The organism is Croceivirga radicis, from assembly GCF_002072105.2.
GTDB lineage: Bacteria > Bacteroidota > Bacteroidia > Flavobacteriales > Flavobacteriaceae > Croceivirga > Croceivirga radicis.
Window position 1 is genome coordinate 1 of sequence record NZ_MTBC01000013.1, and the last position, 17,635, is coordinate 17,635.

Consider the following 17,635-nt stretch of genomic DNA (forward strand, 5'->3'; position numbering starts at 1 on the left):
AGTTAAGCCCGTTAGCGCCGATGGTACTGCCACACCAGGTGGGAGAGTAGGTCGCCGCCTCCTTCAAACCCCTTTACGATTCGTAAAGGGGTTTTTTTATGCCTTGAATCGACTAATTAAGGCGAATAAAAAGGCAGATGATAAAATCTGCCTTTTAACTACTGTATAGTATTTACAATTACCAATAAACTGCTAACCCCTGTGTTTTTAATTATGTTTTGTAAGTGCTGTTTTCTCTATATATATTTAAGAATTGAATGAATCCAAAATAAAAAAGGCAGGTATTGATTACCTGCCTTTTGCTAATCCAAATTGGGTTTTGGATTAAACCCTTGGTAAATCGCCTTGGCCTTTTAATGGGAGTTGTGACGTTCCCATTAAATACTTGTCTACATGATGTGCTGCTTGTCTACCTTCAGATATAGCCCATACTATTAACGACTGTCCTCTTCTTTGATCTCCCGCAGCAAAAACACCCGGTATATTTGTTTTATAATTATTTTCTGATGCTTCTATGTTAGTTCTAGCATCCATTTTTAGACCAAATTGGTCTGCTAACGTTGTTTCGGAACCTGTAAAACCTAGCGCTAATAAAGCTAAATCACATTTCCATTCTTTTTCCGTTCCTTCAACTTCTTTTAATATGGGTCTTTGCCCTGGATTAATTTCCCATTCAACTTCTGTAGTAATTAATCCGGTAAGATTACCGTTGTCGTCCCCAATGAACTTTTTGGTAGAGATACTAAAGAATCGTTCAGCACCTTCTTTATGAGAGGTGCTAGTTCTCAATCTCATTGGCCAAAATGGCCAGGGTTGGTTTACTGGTCTTTCTGTGGTAGCCATGGGCATAATCTCAAAATTAGAAACAGATTTAGCGCCATGTCTAATAGATGTACCTATACAATCTGATCCAGTATCGCCACCACCAATTACAATAACTTCTTTATCTGTTGCTAATATTTCTTCTGCAAAATCGGTAATGCCATCTACCCTTCTGTTATTTTGAGGTAAAAAATCCATTGCTTGTACAACACCTTTTAAATCTGAGCCGGGAATAGGTAAGTTTCTCCTAACAGTTGCACCTCCGCACAAGATAACGGCATCAAACTGCTCTTTTAATTCATCAGCTTTAATATCAATACCAACATGTACTCCGGTTTTAAATAGGATACCTTCTTGTTTCAATATTTCTAAACGCCTATCTATTACGTTTTTTTCCATTTTAAAATCTGGAATTCCGTATCGTAAAAGACCTCCTGGTTTTTCGTCCCTTTCAAAAACGGTAACGGTATGCCCTGCACGGTTTAGCTGTTGTGCAGCTGCTAAACCGGCTGGTCCGGAACCTATAACAGCAATAGTTTTACCTGTTCTTTTAAATGGAATAATTGGTTTAATCCATCCATTTTTAAATGCGTTTTCTACAATGTTTTTCTCAATGTTCTCTATGGATACAGGGTCTTCATTAATACCGAGTACACAAGCTTCTTCACATGGAGCAGGACATAAACGTCCTGTAAATTCTGGAAAATTATTGGTAGCATGTAGGATCTGCGCTGCTTTTTCCCATTTGCCTCTATACACGGCATCGTTAAAATCCGGTATTAGGTTTCCAAGTGGGCAACCGCTATGACAAAATGGTATACCACAATCCATACAACGAGCCCCTTGGTTTTTAATTTCATCCTCTTTAAGGGGTTGGGTAAACTCGTTATAATTTTTAATTCTTTCTTCAACAGGAATATAAGCTTCGTTTTGGCGCTTATATTCCATAAATCCTGTAGTTTTTCCCATGTTGTAAATTATATGGTTTCCAATTTTTCGTTCTCTAATCTTATTAATGCCTGTCTGTATTCTTCTGGGAATACTTTTACAAATTTTGATAGGTTCTTTTCCCAATGCTCAAGTATTCTTTGCGCTAAGGGACTTAATGTGGCATTATAATGATTTTCTATAAGCTGTTTAAGTTCGTTAATATCATTGTCCTCTTCAACGGCCAATAAATTCAATGCTTCATTTTGGCATTTAGCTTTAAAGGTATTTTTTGGGTCATAAACGTATGCAATGCCCCCACTCATACCTGCTCCAAAATTTCTTCCAACATCACCTAAAATAACCGCGATACCACCGGTCATGTATTCGCAACCGTGGTCTCCAATACCTTCTACAACCGCTTTAGCTCCTGAATTTCTTACGCAGAAGCGTTCTCCTGCCTTCCCGTTAATATATGCCTCACCACTAGTGGCTCCGTACAGGGTTACATTTCCTGTAATAACATTCTCTTCTGGAGTAATTGTTGCTGCATCTGGAACTTTGATGACCAGTTTAGCGCCTGAAAGCCCTTTACCTAAGTAATCGTTTGTGTTGCCGTTTACGACCATAGTGAGGCCCTTGGTGGCAAATGCTCCAAAACTTTGTCCTGCGGAGCCCGTAAAGTTTAATTTTAGGGTATTTTCTGGGAGCCCTTCTGCTCCGTAGATTTTAGAAATTTCATTACTGGTAATTGCACCAACCGCTCTATCCGTATTACAAATAGGAAACTCCAAAACTGTTTTTTCTTTACGGAATAGTGCAGGGTGCGCTTTAGCAATAATTTCAAATTCTATACTATCCTTTATATCATGAACCTGTTTTTCTGTATTGTATAAAGGGGTGCCTTTTGCTACATCTACTTGGTAAAGGATTGGCGACAAATCTATACCTGCAGCCTTGTAATGGGCAATAACTTTTTTCCTATCGAGTTTCTGAACTTGCCCAACCATTTCATTAACGGTTCTGAAGCCTAATTTGGCCATTATTTCCCTTAGTTCCTGGGCAACAAAATACATGTAATTAACAACGTGTTCTGGCTTACCCTTGAATTTTTTCCTAAGTTCAGGATTTTGTGTAGCTATACCTACAGGGCAAGTGTTTAAATGACATACACGCATCATTATACAACCTGAGGCTACTAGAGGAGCAGTTGCAAAGCCAAACTCTTCTGCACCCAGCAGACAGGCAATTGCTACATCTCTACCTGTTTTAAGTTGTCCATCACATTCTAAAACTATCCTGTTTCTTAAATCATTGAGTACTAATGTTTGTTGCGCTTCTGCAATACCCAATTCCCAAGGGAGACCTGCATGTTTTAAAGATGTTAGTGGTGATGCACCAGTGCCACCATCAAATCCTGAAATCAGCACAACATCTGCCTTTGCCTTAGCTACTCCCGCAGCTACGGTACCAACGCCAACTTCAGAAACTAGTTTTACATTAACCCTAGCCTCCCTGTTGGCAGATTTAAGGTCATAGATTAATTGGGATAAATCTTCAATTGAATAAATATCGTGATGCGGCGGTGGTGAAATTAGACCAACGTAGGGTGTAGAATTCCTTGTTTTGGCTATAGAAGGGTTCACTTTAGGTCCTGGTAGTTGGCCACCTTCTCCAGGTTTAGCACCTTGAGCCATTTTAATTTGAATTTCGCTAGCATTGGTCAAGTAGTTTGAAGTAACACCAAACCTACCAGATGCAACCTGTTTTATTGCACTATTGCGCCAATCACCAGACGGACTTTTATAAAAACGGTTCTCGTCTTCACCACCTTCACCAGAGTTACTCTTACCTCCAATACGGTTCATTGCAATGGCTAAGTTTTCATGAGCCTCCTTACTTATACTACCGTAAGACATGGCCCCAGTTTTAAAACGCTTAACAATCTCTGTCCAGGGTTCTACTTCTTCTAATGGAATTGGATCGTAGTTAGAAAATTCAAATAACCCTCTTATGGTCATTAAATTTTTAGATTGCTCGTTTACCAGTGCAGAGTATTCTTTATATGTAGTTGGCTCATTATTGCGAACTGCTTTTTGTAGCTTGGCAATACTTTCCGGATTGAACATATGTTTTTCACCATTTCTTCTCCATCTGTATTCGCCTCCTATCTCTAAGTCTAAATTGGCTTCTACTTTGTCGTTGAAAAATGCGTTTCTGTGTCTTTTCGCTATTTCTTTTTCAATCTCATACAGACCAATGCCTTCTATTCTTGTTGGGGTATTAGGAAAATATTTATCTACCACCTTTGTATTAAGGCCTATACATTCGAAAAGCTGGGAACCACGATAGGAATTCAGAGTAGAGATTCCAATCTTGTTCATAACCTTTAATATGCCTTTACCAACTGCCTTGTTATAGTTTACAATAGCTTCTTCAAAGGAATAGTCTTTTATTTGGTTTTCTTCTATTTGTTGTCCTATTATTTCATTAACCAAATAAGGGTTTATTGCGCTAGCACCAAAACCGAATAACAGTGCAAAATGATGCACCTCTCTTGGTTCGGCAGATTCTACTATAATACTTAACTTGGAACGTTTTCCCTTTTTGCGTAAGCCGCTATTTACATAGGAGCAGGATAATAAGGCAGGAATTGGAGCCATCTCCTTACTTACCATTCTGTCTGATAAAATTATAATATTGGCTCCAGAATCAACAGCATCAGAGGCTTGCTGTAAAATGCCGTTCAACGCCATCTCTAAGCCATTATGCCCTTTTTCTATTTCATAAAGGGTGCTTATGGATACTACTTTGTAATTAGGACTCTTGTCATAGTTTTTAATTTTATCCAAATCTTCTTTGGATATTACGGGGTTTTGAATTTTTAGTTTTCTACAGTGTAATTCTGAAAATTCAAAAATATTATGGTCGCTACCCAGGGTAAGACTAATATCCGTAATCATTTCTTCCCTAATACCATCCAAGGGAGGGTTGGTTACCTGAGCAAATAACTGTTTAAAGTAATTGTATATTAGTTGTGGCCTTTCTGATAGAACGGCAATAGGAGTATCTGACCCCATGGATCCAATAGGTTCTTTACCGTTTTGCGCCATAGGCATTATTATGGTATTGATATCTTCTTGGGTATATCCAAATGCAGATGTACGCGTATCTAATGGGAATTCTCCTAAAAATAAGGGACAGTCGTTATAAGGAATGTCTTTTAGGTGAACCAAATTTTTATCTAACCATTGTTTGTATGGATGCTGTTTGGCAATTTTTTCCTTTATTTCTTCATCATTAACAATTCTGCCTTCTTCCATGTTCACCAAGAACATTTTTCCAGGCTCTAGTCTACCATGATATTCAATATTTTCTGGCTCTATATTTACCACGCCAGTTTCTGAACTCATGATTACGTACCCATTTTTAGTTACAGTATATCTTGATGGTCTAAGACCGTTACGGTCCAATACTGCGCCAATGTAATTACCATCTGTGAAAGGAATAGATGCCGGCCCATCCCATGGCTCCATTAAGCAGCTGTTATATTCATAAAATGCCTTTTTTGTTTCAGACATTTCGTTATTTTTTTCCCATGCTTCCGGTACTAGCATCATCATTACTTCAGGTAGCGATCTACCCGTCATCAATAGCAACTCTACCACCATATCCATACTTGCAGAATCTGATTTACTAGGAAGAATAACTGGAAGAATTTTTTTGATGTCTTCCCCAAACCAATCACTTTGCATAAGTTCTTCTCTAGAACGCATTCTAGCAACGTTACCCCTTAGGGTATTAATTTCACCATTATGACACATGTATCTAAAGGGTTGTGCCAAATCCCAGGTTGGGAATGTGTTGGTAGAAAAACGTTGGTGTACCAAGGCAAGTCTAGTTACCACTCTTGGATCCATTAAGTCTTCATAATATTTACTTATGTCTTGCGGCATAAGTAAACCTTTAAAAATAATTATGGTTTGTGAAAGACTTGGTAGGTAAAAGAATTCTCTTTGGGAAAGTTTTGAAGCCTCTATTTCGTGTTCGGTAATTTTTCTAGCAACAAATAATTTTTGGTTGAATTGAAAATCGTCCTTAGCATTACCCTTCCCAATAAATATTTGTTTTACAAAAGGCTCTGTTTCAGCAGCTATGGAACCTGGTACAGATTTGTTTACAGGCACATTTCTCCAACCTAAAAGTTCTAAGCCTTGATCAGCAATATTCTTTTCAAATGTTGTTATACAGAATTCTTTTTGATTTTCTTTTTGAGGTAAAAAAACATTACCGGTTGCATACTCACCCGCTTCAGGTAGTGAAAACGAGCAAACATTTTTAAAGAATTCATGAGGTATGTCTATTAGAATACCAGCACCATCACCTGTAACGCCATCTGCACTTACGGCGCCCCTATGTTCTAACTTTACTAATATCTCTAATGCCTTGTGTATAATGTCGTTAGACATTTTGCCCTGTAGGCTACATATAAAACCTGCCCCGCAATTATCATGTTCAAATTCTGGCAGATATAATCCTTGTCTTTTTGGCTTCATTGCTTATGGTATTTACTCAAAAATATCATAAACAGTGAATTATATGCAATAATGAATGTTAAACGCAACAAAAATTTTAACGTATGTAATTTTTTGCTGTGAAAACTTGAATTTAGGAATTAAATGATGTAATACTATTGAATTGGTAATGTGGTTACATCCAAATTTGCTTTACCTGTAAGAAATTAAGGTGAGTTAGTGTGTTAGGATTTTTACTAACAAACAACACCCCATTTTTTTAAGGGGTGTTGTCTAAATATTTGTAGATTGTAAATGGGTACCCCCTAATGGGCTAGCCTTTTATAATGCTTCTTGAAATAACAATTTTCTGTATTTCTGAAGTACCCTCATAGATTTGGGTTATTTTGGCGTCCCTCATTAAACGTTCTACATGGTATTCTTTAACAAAACCATTTCCTCCGTGTATTTGTACTGCTTCAGTTGCAACTTCCATGGCAGTTTCAGCGGCATATAGTTTTGCCATAGCGCCAGATAAATCATAGTTTTCTCCAGCGTCTTTATCACAAGCTGCTCTATAAACCAAATTCCTTGCGGCTTCAATCTTAGTGTGCATATCTGCCAACTTAAATGCTATGGCTTGGTGATTGCAAATTTCTGTTCCAAAAGCTTTTCGTTGCTTAGCATATTCCAATGCCATTTCGTAAGCTCCTGCTGCAATACCTAAGGCTTGTGCTGCAATACCTATTCTACCGCCGGATAAGGTCTTCATGGCGAATTTGAACCCAAAACCATCCTCGCCAATTCGGTTTTCCTTTGGTACCTTAACATCGTTGAACATTAACGAGTGGGTATCACTGCCTCTAATACCAAGTTTGTTTTCCTTTGGACCAATTTCAAAACCTTCCATGCCTTTTTCCACGATTAAGGCGTTGATCCCTTTGTGTCCTTTTTCGGTGTCTGTTTGTGCAATAACTAAATATACCTCAGCGGTTCCACCATTGGTAATCCAATTTTTGGTTCCATTTAGTAGGTAATGGTCACCTTTGTCTATTGCAGTAGTTTTTTGTGATGTAGCATCGCTTCCAGCTTCTGGTTCAGATAAACAAAAAGCTCCTATAATTTCGCCTGTTGCTAATTTGTGCAGGTATTTTTCTTTTTGAGCCTCGGTTCCGTAAGTTTCTAGACCCCAGCAAACCAGAGAGTTGTTTACGGAAACAATTACAGAAGAAGACGCATCTATTTTAGATAGTTCTTCCATTACTAGAACATAGGATAAAGTGTCAAGACCGCTACCGCTATATTTTTCGTCAACCATCATACCTAGAAAACCTAGCTCTCCCATTTTTTTAACCTGTTCTTTGGGAAATTTTTGCTGCTCGTCTCGTTCAATTACTCCAGGTAATAGTTCGTTTTGAGCGAAATCTTTCGCAGCTTGTTTAATCATTAATTGTTCTTCAGAAAGGGAAAAATTCATTTTTATTATGATATTATTAATCAGTCTTTACAAATATAAGTTTTGATTGGCATATTATTAATTTTTTAATCGATTTTGTAATATTATGTTAAACCAAAAATTAACCTTTGGATTTGGGAGAATCTTTTGGCAATCCTTATATTTAGCCCATAATATCGACTGGTTCTGGTTAGCTGGTCGATATTTTTTTCAATAAATATAACAGCATTAAAACCAACTGATTAATGGAGACGATTGTAATAATTGTGTTTTTAGCAGGTTATTTAGCTATCACTTTAGAGCATAACCTGAAAATTGATAAGCTAATTCCGGCTTTGGCCATGATGGCCATTTTATGGGCTATAATTGCCCTTACCCACATGGATGTTTTTGAGGTAAACGCCCAGCTAAAAGAATTGGAGCCAACTCATTTAGAAGAGATTCTACTGCATCATCTGGGGAAAACTGCAGAAATTTTGGTCTTCCTTTTGGGTGCCATGACTATTGTAGAGATCATTGATTATTTTGATGGTTTTGCTACCATCAAAGGCTATATAAAAACTAAAAGCAAACGTAAGTTGTTGTGGATTTTTTCAATCCTAGCTTTTATCCTTTCAGCCATAATTGATAACCTTACCGCTACTATTGTGCTAATTACAATTTTACAAAAGGTAATTAAAGATAGAGAAACCCGTTTATGGTTTGCCGGTTTGATTATTATTAATGCAAATGCTGGTGGTGCTTGGTCCCCAATTGGTGATGTAACTACAACAATGTTATGGATAGCAGATAAGGTACATGCAGGTTCTTTGGTTACCCATGTATTATTACCTTCCATTGTATGTATGTTTGTGCCAACTTTAATAGCAAGTAGGTTTAAAGCCTTTAGTGGTTCTATAGAAGTAGATGAAATACAAGAAGCGCCAAAATCAAAATTTGGTTCTACAATGTTGTACTTAGGGTTAGGGGCTATAGTGTTTGTGCCATTCTTTAAAACTATTACGCATTTACCTCCTTACGTAGGTATGATGTTGTCTTTGGCAATTGTGGCAACATTTGCAGAAATCTACAGTAACGCTAAATTCTCTATAACATCTGCTACAGATGATCATCATCATGAAGGTGCCCACCACAGCCCTGTGCATTCTGCATTAACTAAGATAGAATTACCTAGTATCCTTTTCTTTTTAGGTATTTTATTGGCTGTTGCAGCTTTGGAATCTTTAGGTATACTTTTTAATTATGCAGAAAGTATGAACGAAGCCATACCACAAACGGATATTGTGGTAATGCTATTGGGAATTGGTTCTGCGGTAATAGATAATGTTCCGTTGGTAGCGGCAAGTATGGGTATGTTCTCAGAGGGCCCCGATCATCCACTATGGCATTTTATAGCGTATTCTGCGGGTACGGGTGGTAGTATGTTGATTATTGGTTCTGCAGCAGGCGTAGTTGCAATGGGTATGGAAAAAATAGATTTCTTTTGGTACCTAAAGAAAATCACATGGTTAGCATTCGTAGGATTTGCTGCTGGTGGTTTGGTTTTCATTGCTTTGCGTGAATTTGTTCTGTAGCTATAATTTATTTGTGAAATTCCCGTTATTATTGCAATAAAATTGGGATTCACTTATGACATTATTTCAAGAGCAAGTAACTACAGAGGAAGTTGCTAGTACTGTATCAGAAGAAAAAACACTTTCTGTAATAGATTTAATAATAAATGGCGGGGCGGCCAGTACAATTATCGTAATTGTACTGTTCGTCCTTCTTTTTGTTGCATTGTATATTTATTTTGAACGCACCTTTGCCATAAATGCAGCGTCTAAAATAGATAAGAACTTTATGAATCAAATAAAGGACCATGTAATGAGTGGCAAATTAGAGGCGGCTCGTTTATTATGTGCCCAGACAGATTCTCCGGTGGCAAGGTTAACAGAAAAAGGAGTTGCTAGAATTGGAAAACCGTTGGATGATATTAATACGGCAATTGAAAATGCTGGCACGCTAGAAGTTTATAAATTAGAGAAAAACGTAAACATTTTAGCCACGGTTGCCGGTGCGGCACCAATGATTGGATTTTTAGGTACGGTTATTGGGATGATATTGGCGTTCCATGAAATGGCCAGTAGTGGTGGGCAGGCAGAAATGGGGTCTTTGGCTTCTGGTATCTATACCGCAATGACTACCACAGTGGCTGGTTTAATTGTTGGGATTATAGCTTATATAGGTTATAATCATTTAGTAAACAGGACCGATAAAGTGGTGCATCAAATGGAGGCACATGCTGTAGAGTTTTTAGATTTATTGAACGAACCTGCGTAACCCAATAGTCTAATATGAAATTAAAGGGTAGAAATAAAGTAAGTCCGGAGTTTAGCATGTCTTCCATGACAGATATTGTTTTTCTGTTGCTGGTATTTTTTATGCTTACCTCAAATGCGCCCAATGCACTGGATTTATTGTTGCCAAAAGCAAAAGGGAAATCGACCAATACACAAAATGTTTCGGTTACTATAGATAAAAACCTTAACTATTATGTGAACAATCAGCAGATAAACGGAGAATACATTGAAATTGAATTAAAAAAAGCACTAGAGGGTCAAGAAAAGCCTACAATAATTCTTAGGGCAGAAGAAAGTGTAGCCATCAAAGAGGCAGTAAACGTAATGGATATTGCCAATAAGAATAGTTATAAGGTGATTTTGGCCGTGCGACCTAATTAATGGCCTTTTTAAATACGAGACACAAGAAAAAATCTTTTACCGTTACCACTGTGTTATTAAGCATTTTGGTCTTGGTATTATTTTATATTGGGTTAACCTATATGGACCCGCCAGAGGAAAATGGTATAGCCATAAATTTTGGAACCATGGAGTTTGGTAGTGGAACCAAACAACCCTTGGAGAAGATTAAATCTGAACCTTTAGATATTCCAAAACCTACTAATTTACCCGAAGCTACAGAAGAAGAGGAGGTTAAGGAAGTAGAAACTGTGCCAAAAAGTACAGAAGATGCCCCAGCAGAAAAGTTGGTTACACAAGACGATGAAGAAAGTATTGTGTTAAAACAAAAAAGAGCAGCAGAGAAAGCGGCTAAAGATGCTGCAGATCGGGCTAAGGCAGAAGCAGAACGCATTGCTAAAGAAAAGCGGGACGCAGAAGCCAGAAAAAAAGCAGAAGAAGCAGCTAAAAAGCAAAAATTAGACGCATTAATGGGGGGTATAGGCAAGTCTGATGGCGCAGCCTCGGGCAGCGAAGGTGACGATAACCTACCTGGAGATAAAGGGGATCCAGCAGGTAATCCGTATGCAAGTTCTTACTATGGAGCGCCAGGAAGTGGATCTGGAACCGGAGGTTATGGTTTAAACGGAAGGTCTTTGGTATCTAAAGGTAAAGTACAACAAGAATGTAACGAAGAAGGCAGGGTGGTTGTTAGAATAACGGTAGACCGAAATGGTAGGGTTATAAAAGCTACACCGGGAGTTAAGGGTACAACAAATAATTCTCCTTGTTTATTGGAGCCAGCCAAGAAAACCGCTTTTATGCATAAATGGAATTTGGATTCTAATGCGCCAAACCAGCAAATAGGGTTTGTAGTAGTAAACTTTAAATTAGGGCAATAGATGACCTATAAAGAAACGGTTGCTTGGATGTTTGAGCAACTGCCTATGTATCAAAAAAAGGGAGTTGATGCATACAAGGGAAAGTTAGATAATATAATTTCATTTGCTTCCCATTTAGATAATCCTCAGAATAAGTTTAAATCTATACATGTAGGAGGTACTAACGGTAAAGGGTCTAGTTCTCACATGTTGGCATCAATCTTACAAGAAGCTGGCTACAAAGTAGGCTTGTATACTTCTCCACATTTAAAAGACTATAGGGAACGTATAAAGATTAATGGTAAAAAGGTAAGCAAGCAGTTTGTCAAAGATTTTATAGCCAACAATAAAAGCTATTTGGATTATAATGGTCTTTCTTTCTTTGAAATGACCGTGGGTATGGCTTTTACCCATTTTGCATGCGAAAAAGTAGACATTGCCATTATAGAGGTTGGACTAGGCGGTAGATTGGATAGTACTAATATAATTACTCCAGAGGTATCCTTAATTACCAATATTGGCTTTGATCATATGCAAATTCTAGGAGATACTCTAGAAAAAATAGCCATGGAAAAAGCAGGTATTATTAAAAGAACCGTTCCTGTTGTGGTTAGTGAAAAGCATGTCAAAACAGAAATGGTGTTTAAATTAATTGCTGGTCAGCTAAAATCTAAACTAATTTTTGCAGAAGATGTATCGTTTCCCAAATACAAGTTAGGTTTAAAAGGAACATATCAAAGTAAAAATGTAAAAGGTGTTCTTGCTTGTCTAAAAGAATTAAAAGGCTTTAAAGTAAAAGAGAGACACATTGAAAATGGTTTGGTAAATGTGGTTGATAATACTGGGCTCTTGGGAAGATGGCAGCGCTTGGGCAAATCGCCTTTAATTATTTGCGATACGGCACATAATGAAGCGGGTTTAAAAATAGTAACACAACAGATTAAAGAACAGCAATACAAAGAGCTTTTTGTGGTTCTAGGTTTTGTAAACGATAAGGAGGTAATTAAATTATTGAGGCTCTTTCCAGAAAAAGCGAATTTTATTTTTGTAGAGCCAAAAATATCTCGAGCTTTAAAATTAGAAGATTTAGAATCAATAGTGTCCCAAGTTGGGTTAAATGCTACTTTCATTCGTTCGGTATCAGCAGGTTATGAGTTGGCCAAGTCTAAAGCCAAAAAGAACGATATGATTTATATAGGGGGCAGTACATTTGTGGTGGCAGAAATTTTATAAAAAAAATCTATTTTTTGTTTGGCGATTTAAAATTAGCTTCTATATTTGCACTCCGAAAATGACACGGGCGCGTAGCTCAGTTGGTTCAGAGCACCTGGTTTACACCCAGGGGGTCAGGGGTTCGAATCCCTTCGCGCCCACAGAAAAAGTCTCCTTAAATAGGAGACTTTTTTATTTTATAAGGTTTTTACCACTTGAATTAGGTATTGCTAAACTTGGCTAGTTAAAAACAACTAAACTATCTTTGCTAACTTAAAAAAAGTACCCATGATTGCCACCATTTGTAGAAAGGCTCATTTTAATGCAGCACACCGTTTGCATAACCCTAAGTGGAGTGATGAAAAGAATATTGAGGTTTTTGGTAAATGCAACAGTCCGCATTATCATGGTCATAATTTTGATTTAGAGGTGCGAATTCGTGGAGAAGTTAATCCAGATACTGGATTTGTAATGGATTTGGCAGTTTTAGGAAGTTTAATTAAGAATGAAATAGAAGAACGCTTTGATCATAAAAACCTAAATGTAGATTGTCCTGAGTTTGCAGAAATTCTACCTTCTACAGAGAATTTTGTAAAGGTAATTTATGATATTTTAAAACCAAAGTTGGCAGGTGATCCACTACTCCATATTACGTTGCATGAAACCACTAAAAATTCGGCCGAGTACGGAGACTGGTAGTAGATAATAATTAGATTTAATGGAGTATTAGCTCAGTTGGTTTAGAGCGCTGCCTTGACAGGGCAGAGGTCACTGGTTCGAATCCAGTATACTTCACCATCCTTTCCTTTTTAATAGCAGCTTGCTGAGTTTTTTAATTTTCAATGTTAATATACAATTAAGCTAATATGAAATTTTCAAATTAGCGATATAATTATCTGTAAAACAAGTTTTTAATATTGCAAATAATCTTATAAAATTACAGGTGCAATTAAAATTTGTATTGTTTTTTAGACGTCATTTGCCGCCAAAATTTAACTATGGAAATAAGCATTATGCTTATTGGCTTTCTACTTGCAGGTTATGCGGTTATTGCAAATGATGTTATACAAACATTAGGCACTTTTATACTTTCTAATAAGAATTATCATTGGTCTTTACTCTGGGGTTTCGCCAGTATGATCCTTACCTTGACGTTAATTTACAGCTGGTATTTTAATGGTGGTGATGTTTCCTATCATAGGTTAGACAAAATTCCTGTACCAGAAAAATGGCATTGGTCTTTTTTATTGGCGCCTTTGGCGCTCTTGGTACTAACTAGAATTGGTGTGCCGGTAAGTACAACTTTTATAATTTTAAGTGTTTTTTCTGCTCAACAATTAATTGGTAAAATTGTTCTTAAATCAGTTTATGGGTACGCTATTGCATTTGTAAGTGCCTTTATTTTGTATGTGATAATATCAAAGAAAATAGAAAGTAAGACTGCCGTACTGCAGATTCAGAATGGTAAAGGGCGTCATTTTTGGATAATTGGTCAGTGGGTGTCAACTGCTTTCTTATGGTCTCAATGGTTAATTCAAGATTTTGCCAATATTTTTGTGTTTCTACCAAGAAGACTTTCCATCTACGAACTCTTTCTATCTCTAACCTTTATATTGGTTGTAATGGCGTTTATTTTTAAGCAGCGCGGTGGAAAGATACAAGAAGTTGTAAGTAAGAAAACCAATACCCAAAATATAAGGTCTGCTACATTAATAGATTTAGTGTATGCATTATTGTTGTTCGTCTACGGAAATATAAATTCGGTGCCAATGAGTACAACATGGACTTTTATAGGTTTGTTGGCAGGTAGGGAGTTAGCTATAAGTTATCTGCTTAACCGTTCCAATATTAAAGGTGTAACTGTGATGGTACGAAACGACTTGTTTAAGGTGATAACAGGTTTAATTGTAAGCATTCTTATCGTTTTTTTGATACGCTACTTTGTATCCTACAACTAGTAAAGTTTAGTCCTCAGTAATAGCTATTTATTTAACTGCAATTATTGGCAATAGCAAAAATGGGTAAAGAATAAATTTCTTTAGCGGTATTTTGGTTCTACATGTCTAATTGATATGTACTTAAAGGAAGTCTAAAATGCGTTCCATGGCCATACCTCTGGATCCTTTGATCAATAGGGTACCTTTGGGAATAGGATTTACTTCTAAGTATGTTTTAAGCTCATTAAAATTTCTGAATTTGTAAGCTGTAGTTTTGACTTGATAGTAGTTTTCGCCCACTAAGTAAGCATGCTCAAGTCCAAGGGAGTCCAAATAATCCGCTATAGATTGATGTTCTTCTTTAGCGGTTGGTCCCACCTCGAACATATCACCCAAAAAGGCAATCTTTTTCATTCCTTTTAATGCAGCAAAACTGGATAGTGCCGCGCTTGTACTTGTAGGGTTGGCGTTGTAGGCATCTAGAATAATTTTGTATCCATTTTTCTCTAGAACTTGAGAACGATTGTTTTTAGGCTTATAGTTTTCCAACGCGGTTTTAATTTTTTCCTTAGGAACGTTAAAATACTTGCCTATAGTTATAGCAGCACAACAATTGGTAAAATTGTAGGTGCCTATTAGCTGTGTTTGTACCGTGACCTCTTCAAATTGTAATCTAACATTAGGGTTGGTGTCTAGTAATTTAATTTGGTAATAGTTTTGCTGATTTTGGCTAAAACCAATCTTCTTTACATATCCGGACAATTTTTCTAATTGTATTGGGTCGTCAGCATTCAAGAAAATATGTTTATCGTGTTCTTGTAAATAATTGTAAAGTTCACTTTTGCCCTTGATTACCCCCTCAACACCTCCAAAACCTTCTAGATGGGCTTTTCCAAAATTAGTGATGTAACCAAAATCAGGTTGTGCTAGATTGGAAAGAAAGGCTATTTCACCTTGATGGTTGGCTCCCATTTCTATAATGCCTATTTCCGTTTCAGGAGTTAGTCTAAGCAAGGTTAATGGTACGCCAATATGATTGTTTAGGTTGCCATGGGTGGCAATGGTACTGTAAGTAGTAGAAAGCACCGCATGTATTAATTCTTTTGTTGTGGTTTTGCCATTACTCCCCGTAAGGGATACAATTTTGGTTTTACAGTAGTTTCTATGATATATAGCTAGTTTTTGTAATGTTTCAAGAACATCGTCTACCAATATTGTTTTTTCAGAAGTTTTATAGGTCACTTCGTCTACAATGGCAAAACTAGCTCCTTGTGCCAACGCTTGTTCAGCAAAAGTGTTTCCGTTAAAATTTGGTCCTTTTAAAGCAAAAAATAGGCAGTTGGGAGTAATTTTTCTCGTGTCTGTAGAAACACTATCGCAGCTTAAGAAGTGCTGGTGTATATGCGCTAATTCCATGGCTCGAATATATAAAAAAAGCCCTTGGTGTTTACCAAGGGCTTTTCTATTTTGAAACTAAATAGTCTTATTTCGCTTTTTTGTGTCTAACGGTCTTGTTCTTAGACTTAGACTTAGAGCCAACTCTTGACATTGCACATCTAAAGCCAATATCATCAGTTGCCATATACTGTGGTAAATACCTTCTTTGAGCAGGATCTAACCAGAAAGCTCTGTCTCTCCAAGAACCACCTTTGTATATTCTTACTTCATCGTTTATTAAGGAAGTTCTATAATTAGAAGTATCATACTGTCTTATTAATTTCCCTGTAGAATCTCTTTCTACCTTGTGCTTTGGAGAGTCGTACATTTTACGTTGGTCTTCTTCGTCGTCACTAAAACGGTCAAAGAACCTAGAAGAACCTGGGTCTCCATCTCTATAGCCTCTGTTGTCGCTAGATGAGAAATTGGTTCTTAAATAAGTTTCCTCCTCACCAACAGGAACTTCTTTAATTTCACCTGGTAAATTAAGCGCAACAATTTTTCCGTTCGGTAATGTGTCGTATACTATAGAATCTCTAAGTACTTTTACTTTACCATCTTCTCCAATAGCTTTTTTCATGTAAATGTTACCACGGTAGTAGTTAAAATCGCTTATTTCGTCATCAACAATTGGACGATACACATCTGCAACCCATTCACTAACGTTACCTGCCATATCATAAAGTCCAAAATCATTAGGCTTGTATGATTTTACCTGGGCGGTAATGTCTGCTCCGTCGTCTGACCATCCGGCTATCCCGCCGTAATCACCTTTACCTTGTTTAAAGTTGGCCAATTGATCACCTCTACCTAAACGTTGTCCATTACGAGTGTAATCTCCCTCCCAAGGATATTTTTTTCTACCTCTGTAGTTGTTGTACTCACGAGTTCCAATTAATGCTTGTGCAGCATATTCCCATTCTGTTTCTGTTGGTAAACGGTACTCTGGAGTTATAATTCCACTACTTCTCTTAGCAAAGGCGTTTATAGAATCTTTTTTCTTTTTACCTTGTAATGAATCTATTTGGCCTCCATATACAGATTCTGGATTGTTAAGATAGGCCTCTGTGCTAAATGTTCCGTCTACCTCACCTGTAAGTGCACCATACATTGCGTCTTCTGCCAAATAGCCCTCACGTACCAACATAATTTCATTTACACGATCTGTACGCCATTCTGCGTACTGCGTGGCTTGTACCCAATTTACCCCAACTACAGGGTATTCTGCATAAGCAGGGTGTCTTAAGTAACTATTGGTCATGGTTTCATTGAAACCTAAGCGGTTTCTCCAAACCAAAGTATCTGGTAAGGCACCTTTATATATATTCTCGTACATTGGGTTTTCTGGTGGATAAACCTTTTTTAGGTAATCCAAATACTCCATGTACATTTTATTGGTAACCTCGGTCTCATCCATATAGAAAGATTGCACGTGCTGCTGTGTTGGTCTGTTGTTCCAATCGTGCATCACATCATCTTGTACTTGACCCTTGGTAAAAGTTCCTCCTTCGATAAAAACGGTTCCTGGAGGTGTTTCTTGTTCCTTAAAGTCGGAATTGTGCTGAAAACCGCCTTCTTTTCCATTGATATTCCAGCCAGTGGCCCTGGATACATTTTTGGACCCAGAAGAATTTTTACAACTGGACAAACTTCCAATGACCAATGCAGAAGAAAGTGCAACTTTTAAGTATTTTTTCATAATTAAGACTTGAGTTCAAATAGTTGGTTT

At 37.2% G+C, this 17,635-nt stretch carries 12 protein-coding genes and 2 tRNA genes; 9 read left to right on the forward strand and 5 right to left on the reverse strand.

Annotated features, from left to right (window positions below):
* Positions 1-324: 324 nt before the first annotated feature.
* From BUL40_RS15075 to BUL40_RS15085, 3 genes are all read right to left on the reverse strand, one after another.
* A complete protein-coding gene (locus tag BUL40_RS15075) occupies positions 325-1,791 on the reverse strand; it encodes a glutamate synthase subunit beta (RefSeq protein ID WP_080319959.1) in 1,467 nt (488 codons plus the stop codon).
* An 8-nt stretch (positions 1,792-1,799) separates the two neighbouring features.
* A complete protein-coding gene (gene gltB, locus BUL40_RS15080; RefSeq protein ID WP_080319912.1) occupies positions 1,800-6,305 on the reverse strand; it encodes a glutamate synthase large subunit in 4,506 nt (1,501 codons plus the stop codon).
* Positions 6,306-6,597: 292 nt separating this feature from the next.
* Positions 6,598-7,740 (reverse strand): acyl-CoA dehydrogenase, encoded by a 1,143-nt coding sequence (locus tag BUL40_RS15085; RefSeq protein ID WP_080319913.1) that lies wholly within the window; start codon positions 7,738-7,740, stop codon positions 6,598-6,600.
* Between the two features lie 224 nt (positions 7,741-7,964).
* On the opposite strand from BUL40_RS15085, the gene nhaD reads away from it, so the two are divergent.
* The 9 genes from nhaD to BUL40_RS15130 all read left to right on the forward strand — a co-directional run bounded on the left by nhaD (position 7,965) and on the right by BUL40_RS15130 (position 14,490).
* Complete coding sequence (nhaD, locus tag BUL40_RS15090) at positions 7,965-9,293, forward strand: sodium:proton antiporter NhaD (protein ID WP_010519320.1); 1,329 nt, start codon at positions 7,965-7,967, stop codon at positions 9,291-9,293.
* Positions 9,294-9,348: 55 nt separating this feature from the next.
* Positions 9,349-10,041 carry a MotA/TolQ/ExbB proton channel family protein gene (locus BUL40_RS15095; protein WP_010519321.1) on the forward strand — a complete coding sequence of 231 codons (693 nt, stop codon included), beginning with the start codon at positions 9,349-9,351 and terminating at the stop codon, positions 10,039-10,041.
* Between the two features lie 14 nt (positions 10,042-10,055).
* A complete protein-coding gene (locus BUL40_RS15100; RefSeq protein WP_010519322.1) occupies positions 10,056-10,442 on the forward strand; it encodes an ExbD/TolR family protein in 387 nt (128 codons plus the stop codon).
* Positions 10,442-11,341, forward strand: coding sequence for an energy transducer TonB (locus tag BUL40_RS15105; RefSeq protein ID WP_080319914.1), 900 nt, complete (start codon positions 10,442-10,444; stop codon positions 11,339-11,341). Before BUL40_RS15100 ends, BUL40_RS15105 begins: the two co-directional genes overlap by 1 nt.
* A complete protein-coding gene (locus tag BUL40_RS15110) occupies positions 11,342-12,553 on the forward strand; it encodes a bifunctional folylpolyglutamate synthase/dihydrofolate synthase (protein ID WP_080319915.1) in 1,212 nt (403 codons plus the stop codon).
* A gap of 65 nt (positions 12,554-12,618) precedes the next feature.
* Positions 12,619-12,693: transfer RNA gene (locus tag BUL40_RS15115), tRNA-Val, on the forward strand.
* Positions 12,694-12,820: 127 nt separating this feature from the next.
* On the forward strand, positions 12,821-13,231 hold the full coding sequence (locus BUL40_RS15120; protein WP_080319916.1) for a 6-carboxytetrahydropterin synthase: 411 nt from the start codon (positions 12,821-12,823) through the stop codon (positions 13,229-13,231).
* A gap of 21 nt (positions 13,232-13,252) precedes the next feature.
* Positions 13,253-13,330, forward strand: a tRNA-Val gene (locus BUL40_RS15125).
* Positions 13,331-13,530: 200 nt separating this feature from the next.
* Positions 13,531-14,490 (forward strand): hypothetical protein, encoded by a 960-nt coding sequence (locus tag BUL40_RS15130; RefSeq protein ID WP_080319917.1) that lies wholly within the window; start codon positions 13,531-13,533, stop codon positions 14,488-14,490.
* Between the two features lie 120 nt (positions 14,491-14,610).
* Here BUL40_RS15130 and BUL40_RS15135 read toward each other — a convergent pair whose 3' ends face one another.
* Entirely contained in the window at positions 14,611-15,885 is a 1,275-nt protein-coding gene (locus tag BUL40_RS15135) for a UDP-N-acetylmuramoyl-tripeptide--D-alanyl-D-alanine ligase (RefSeq protein WP_080319918.1), read from the reverse strand.
* Between the two features lie 67 nt (positions 15,886-15,952).
* Positions 15,953-17,605 carry a gliding motility lipoprotein GldJ gene (gldJ, locus tag BUL40_RS15140; protein ID WP_010519328.1) on the reverse strand — a complete coding sequence of 551 codons (1,653 nt, stop codon included), beginning with the start codon at positions 17,603-17,605 and terminating at the stop codon, positions 15,953-15,955.
* Positions 17,606-17,635: the final 30 nt, after the last annotated feature.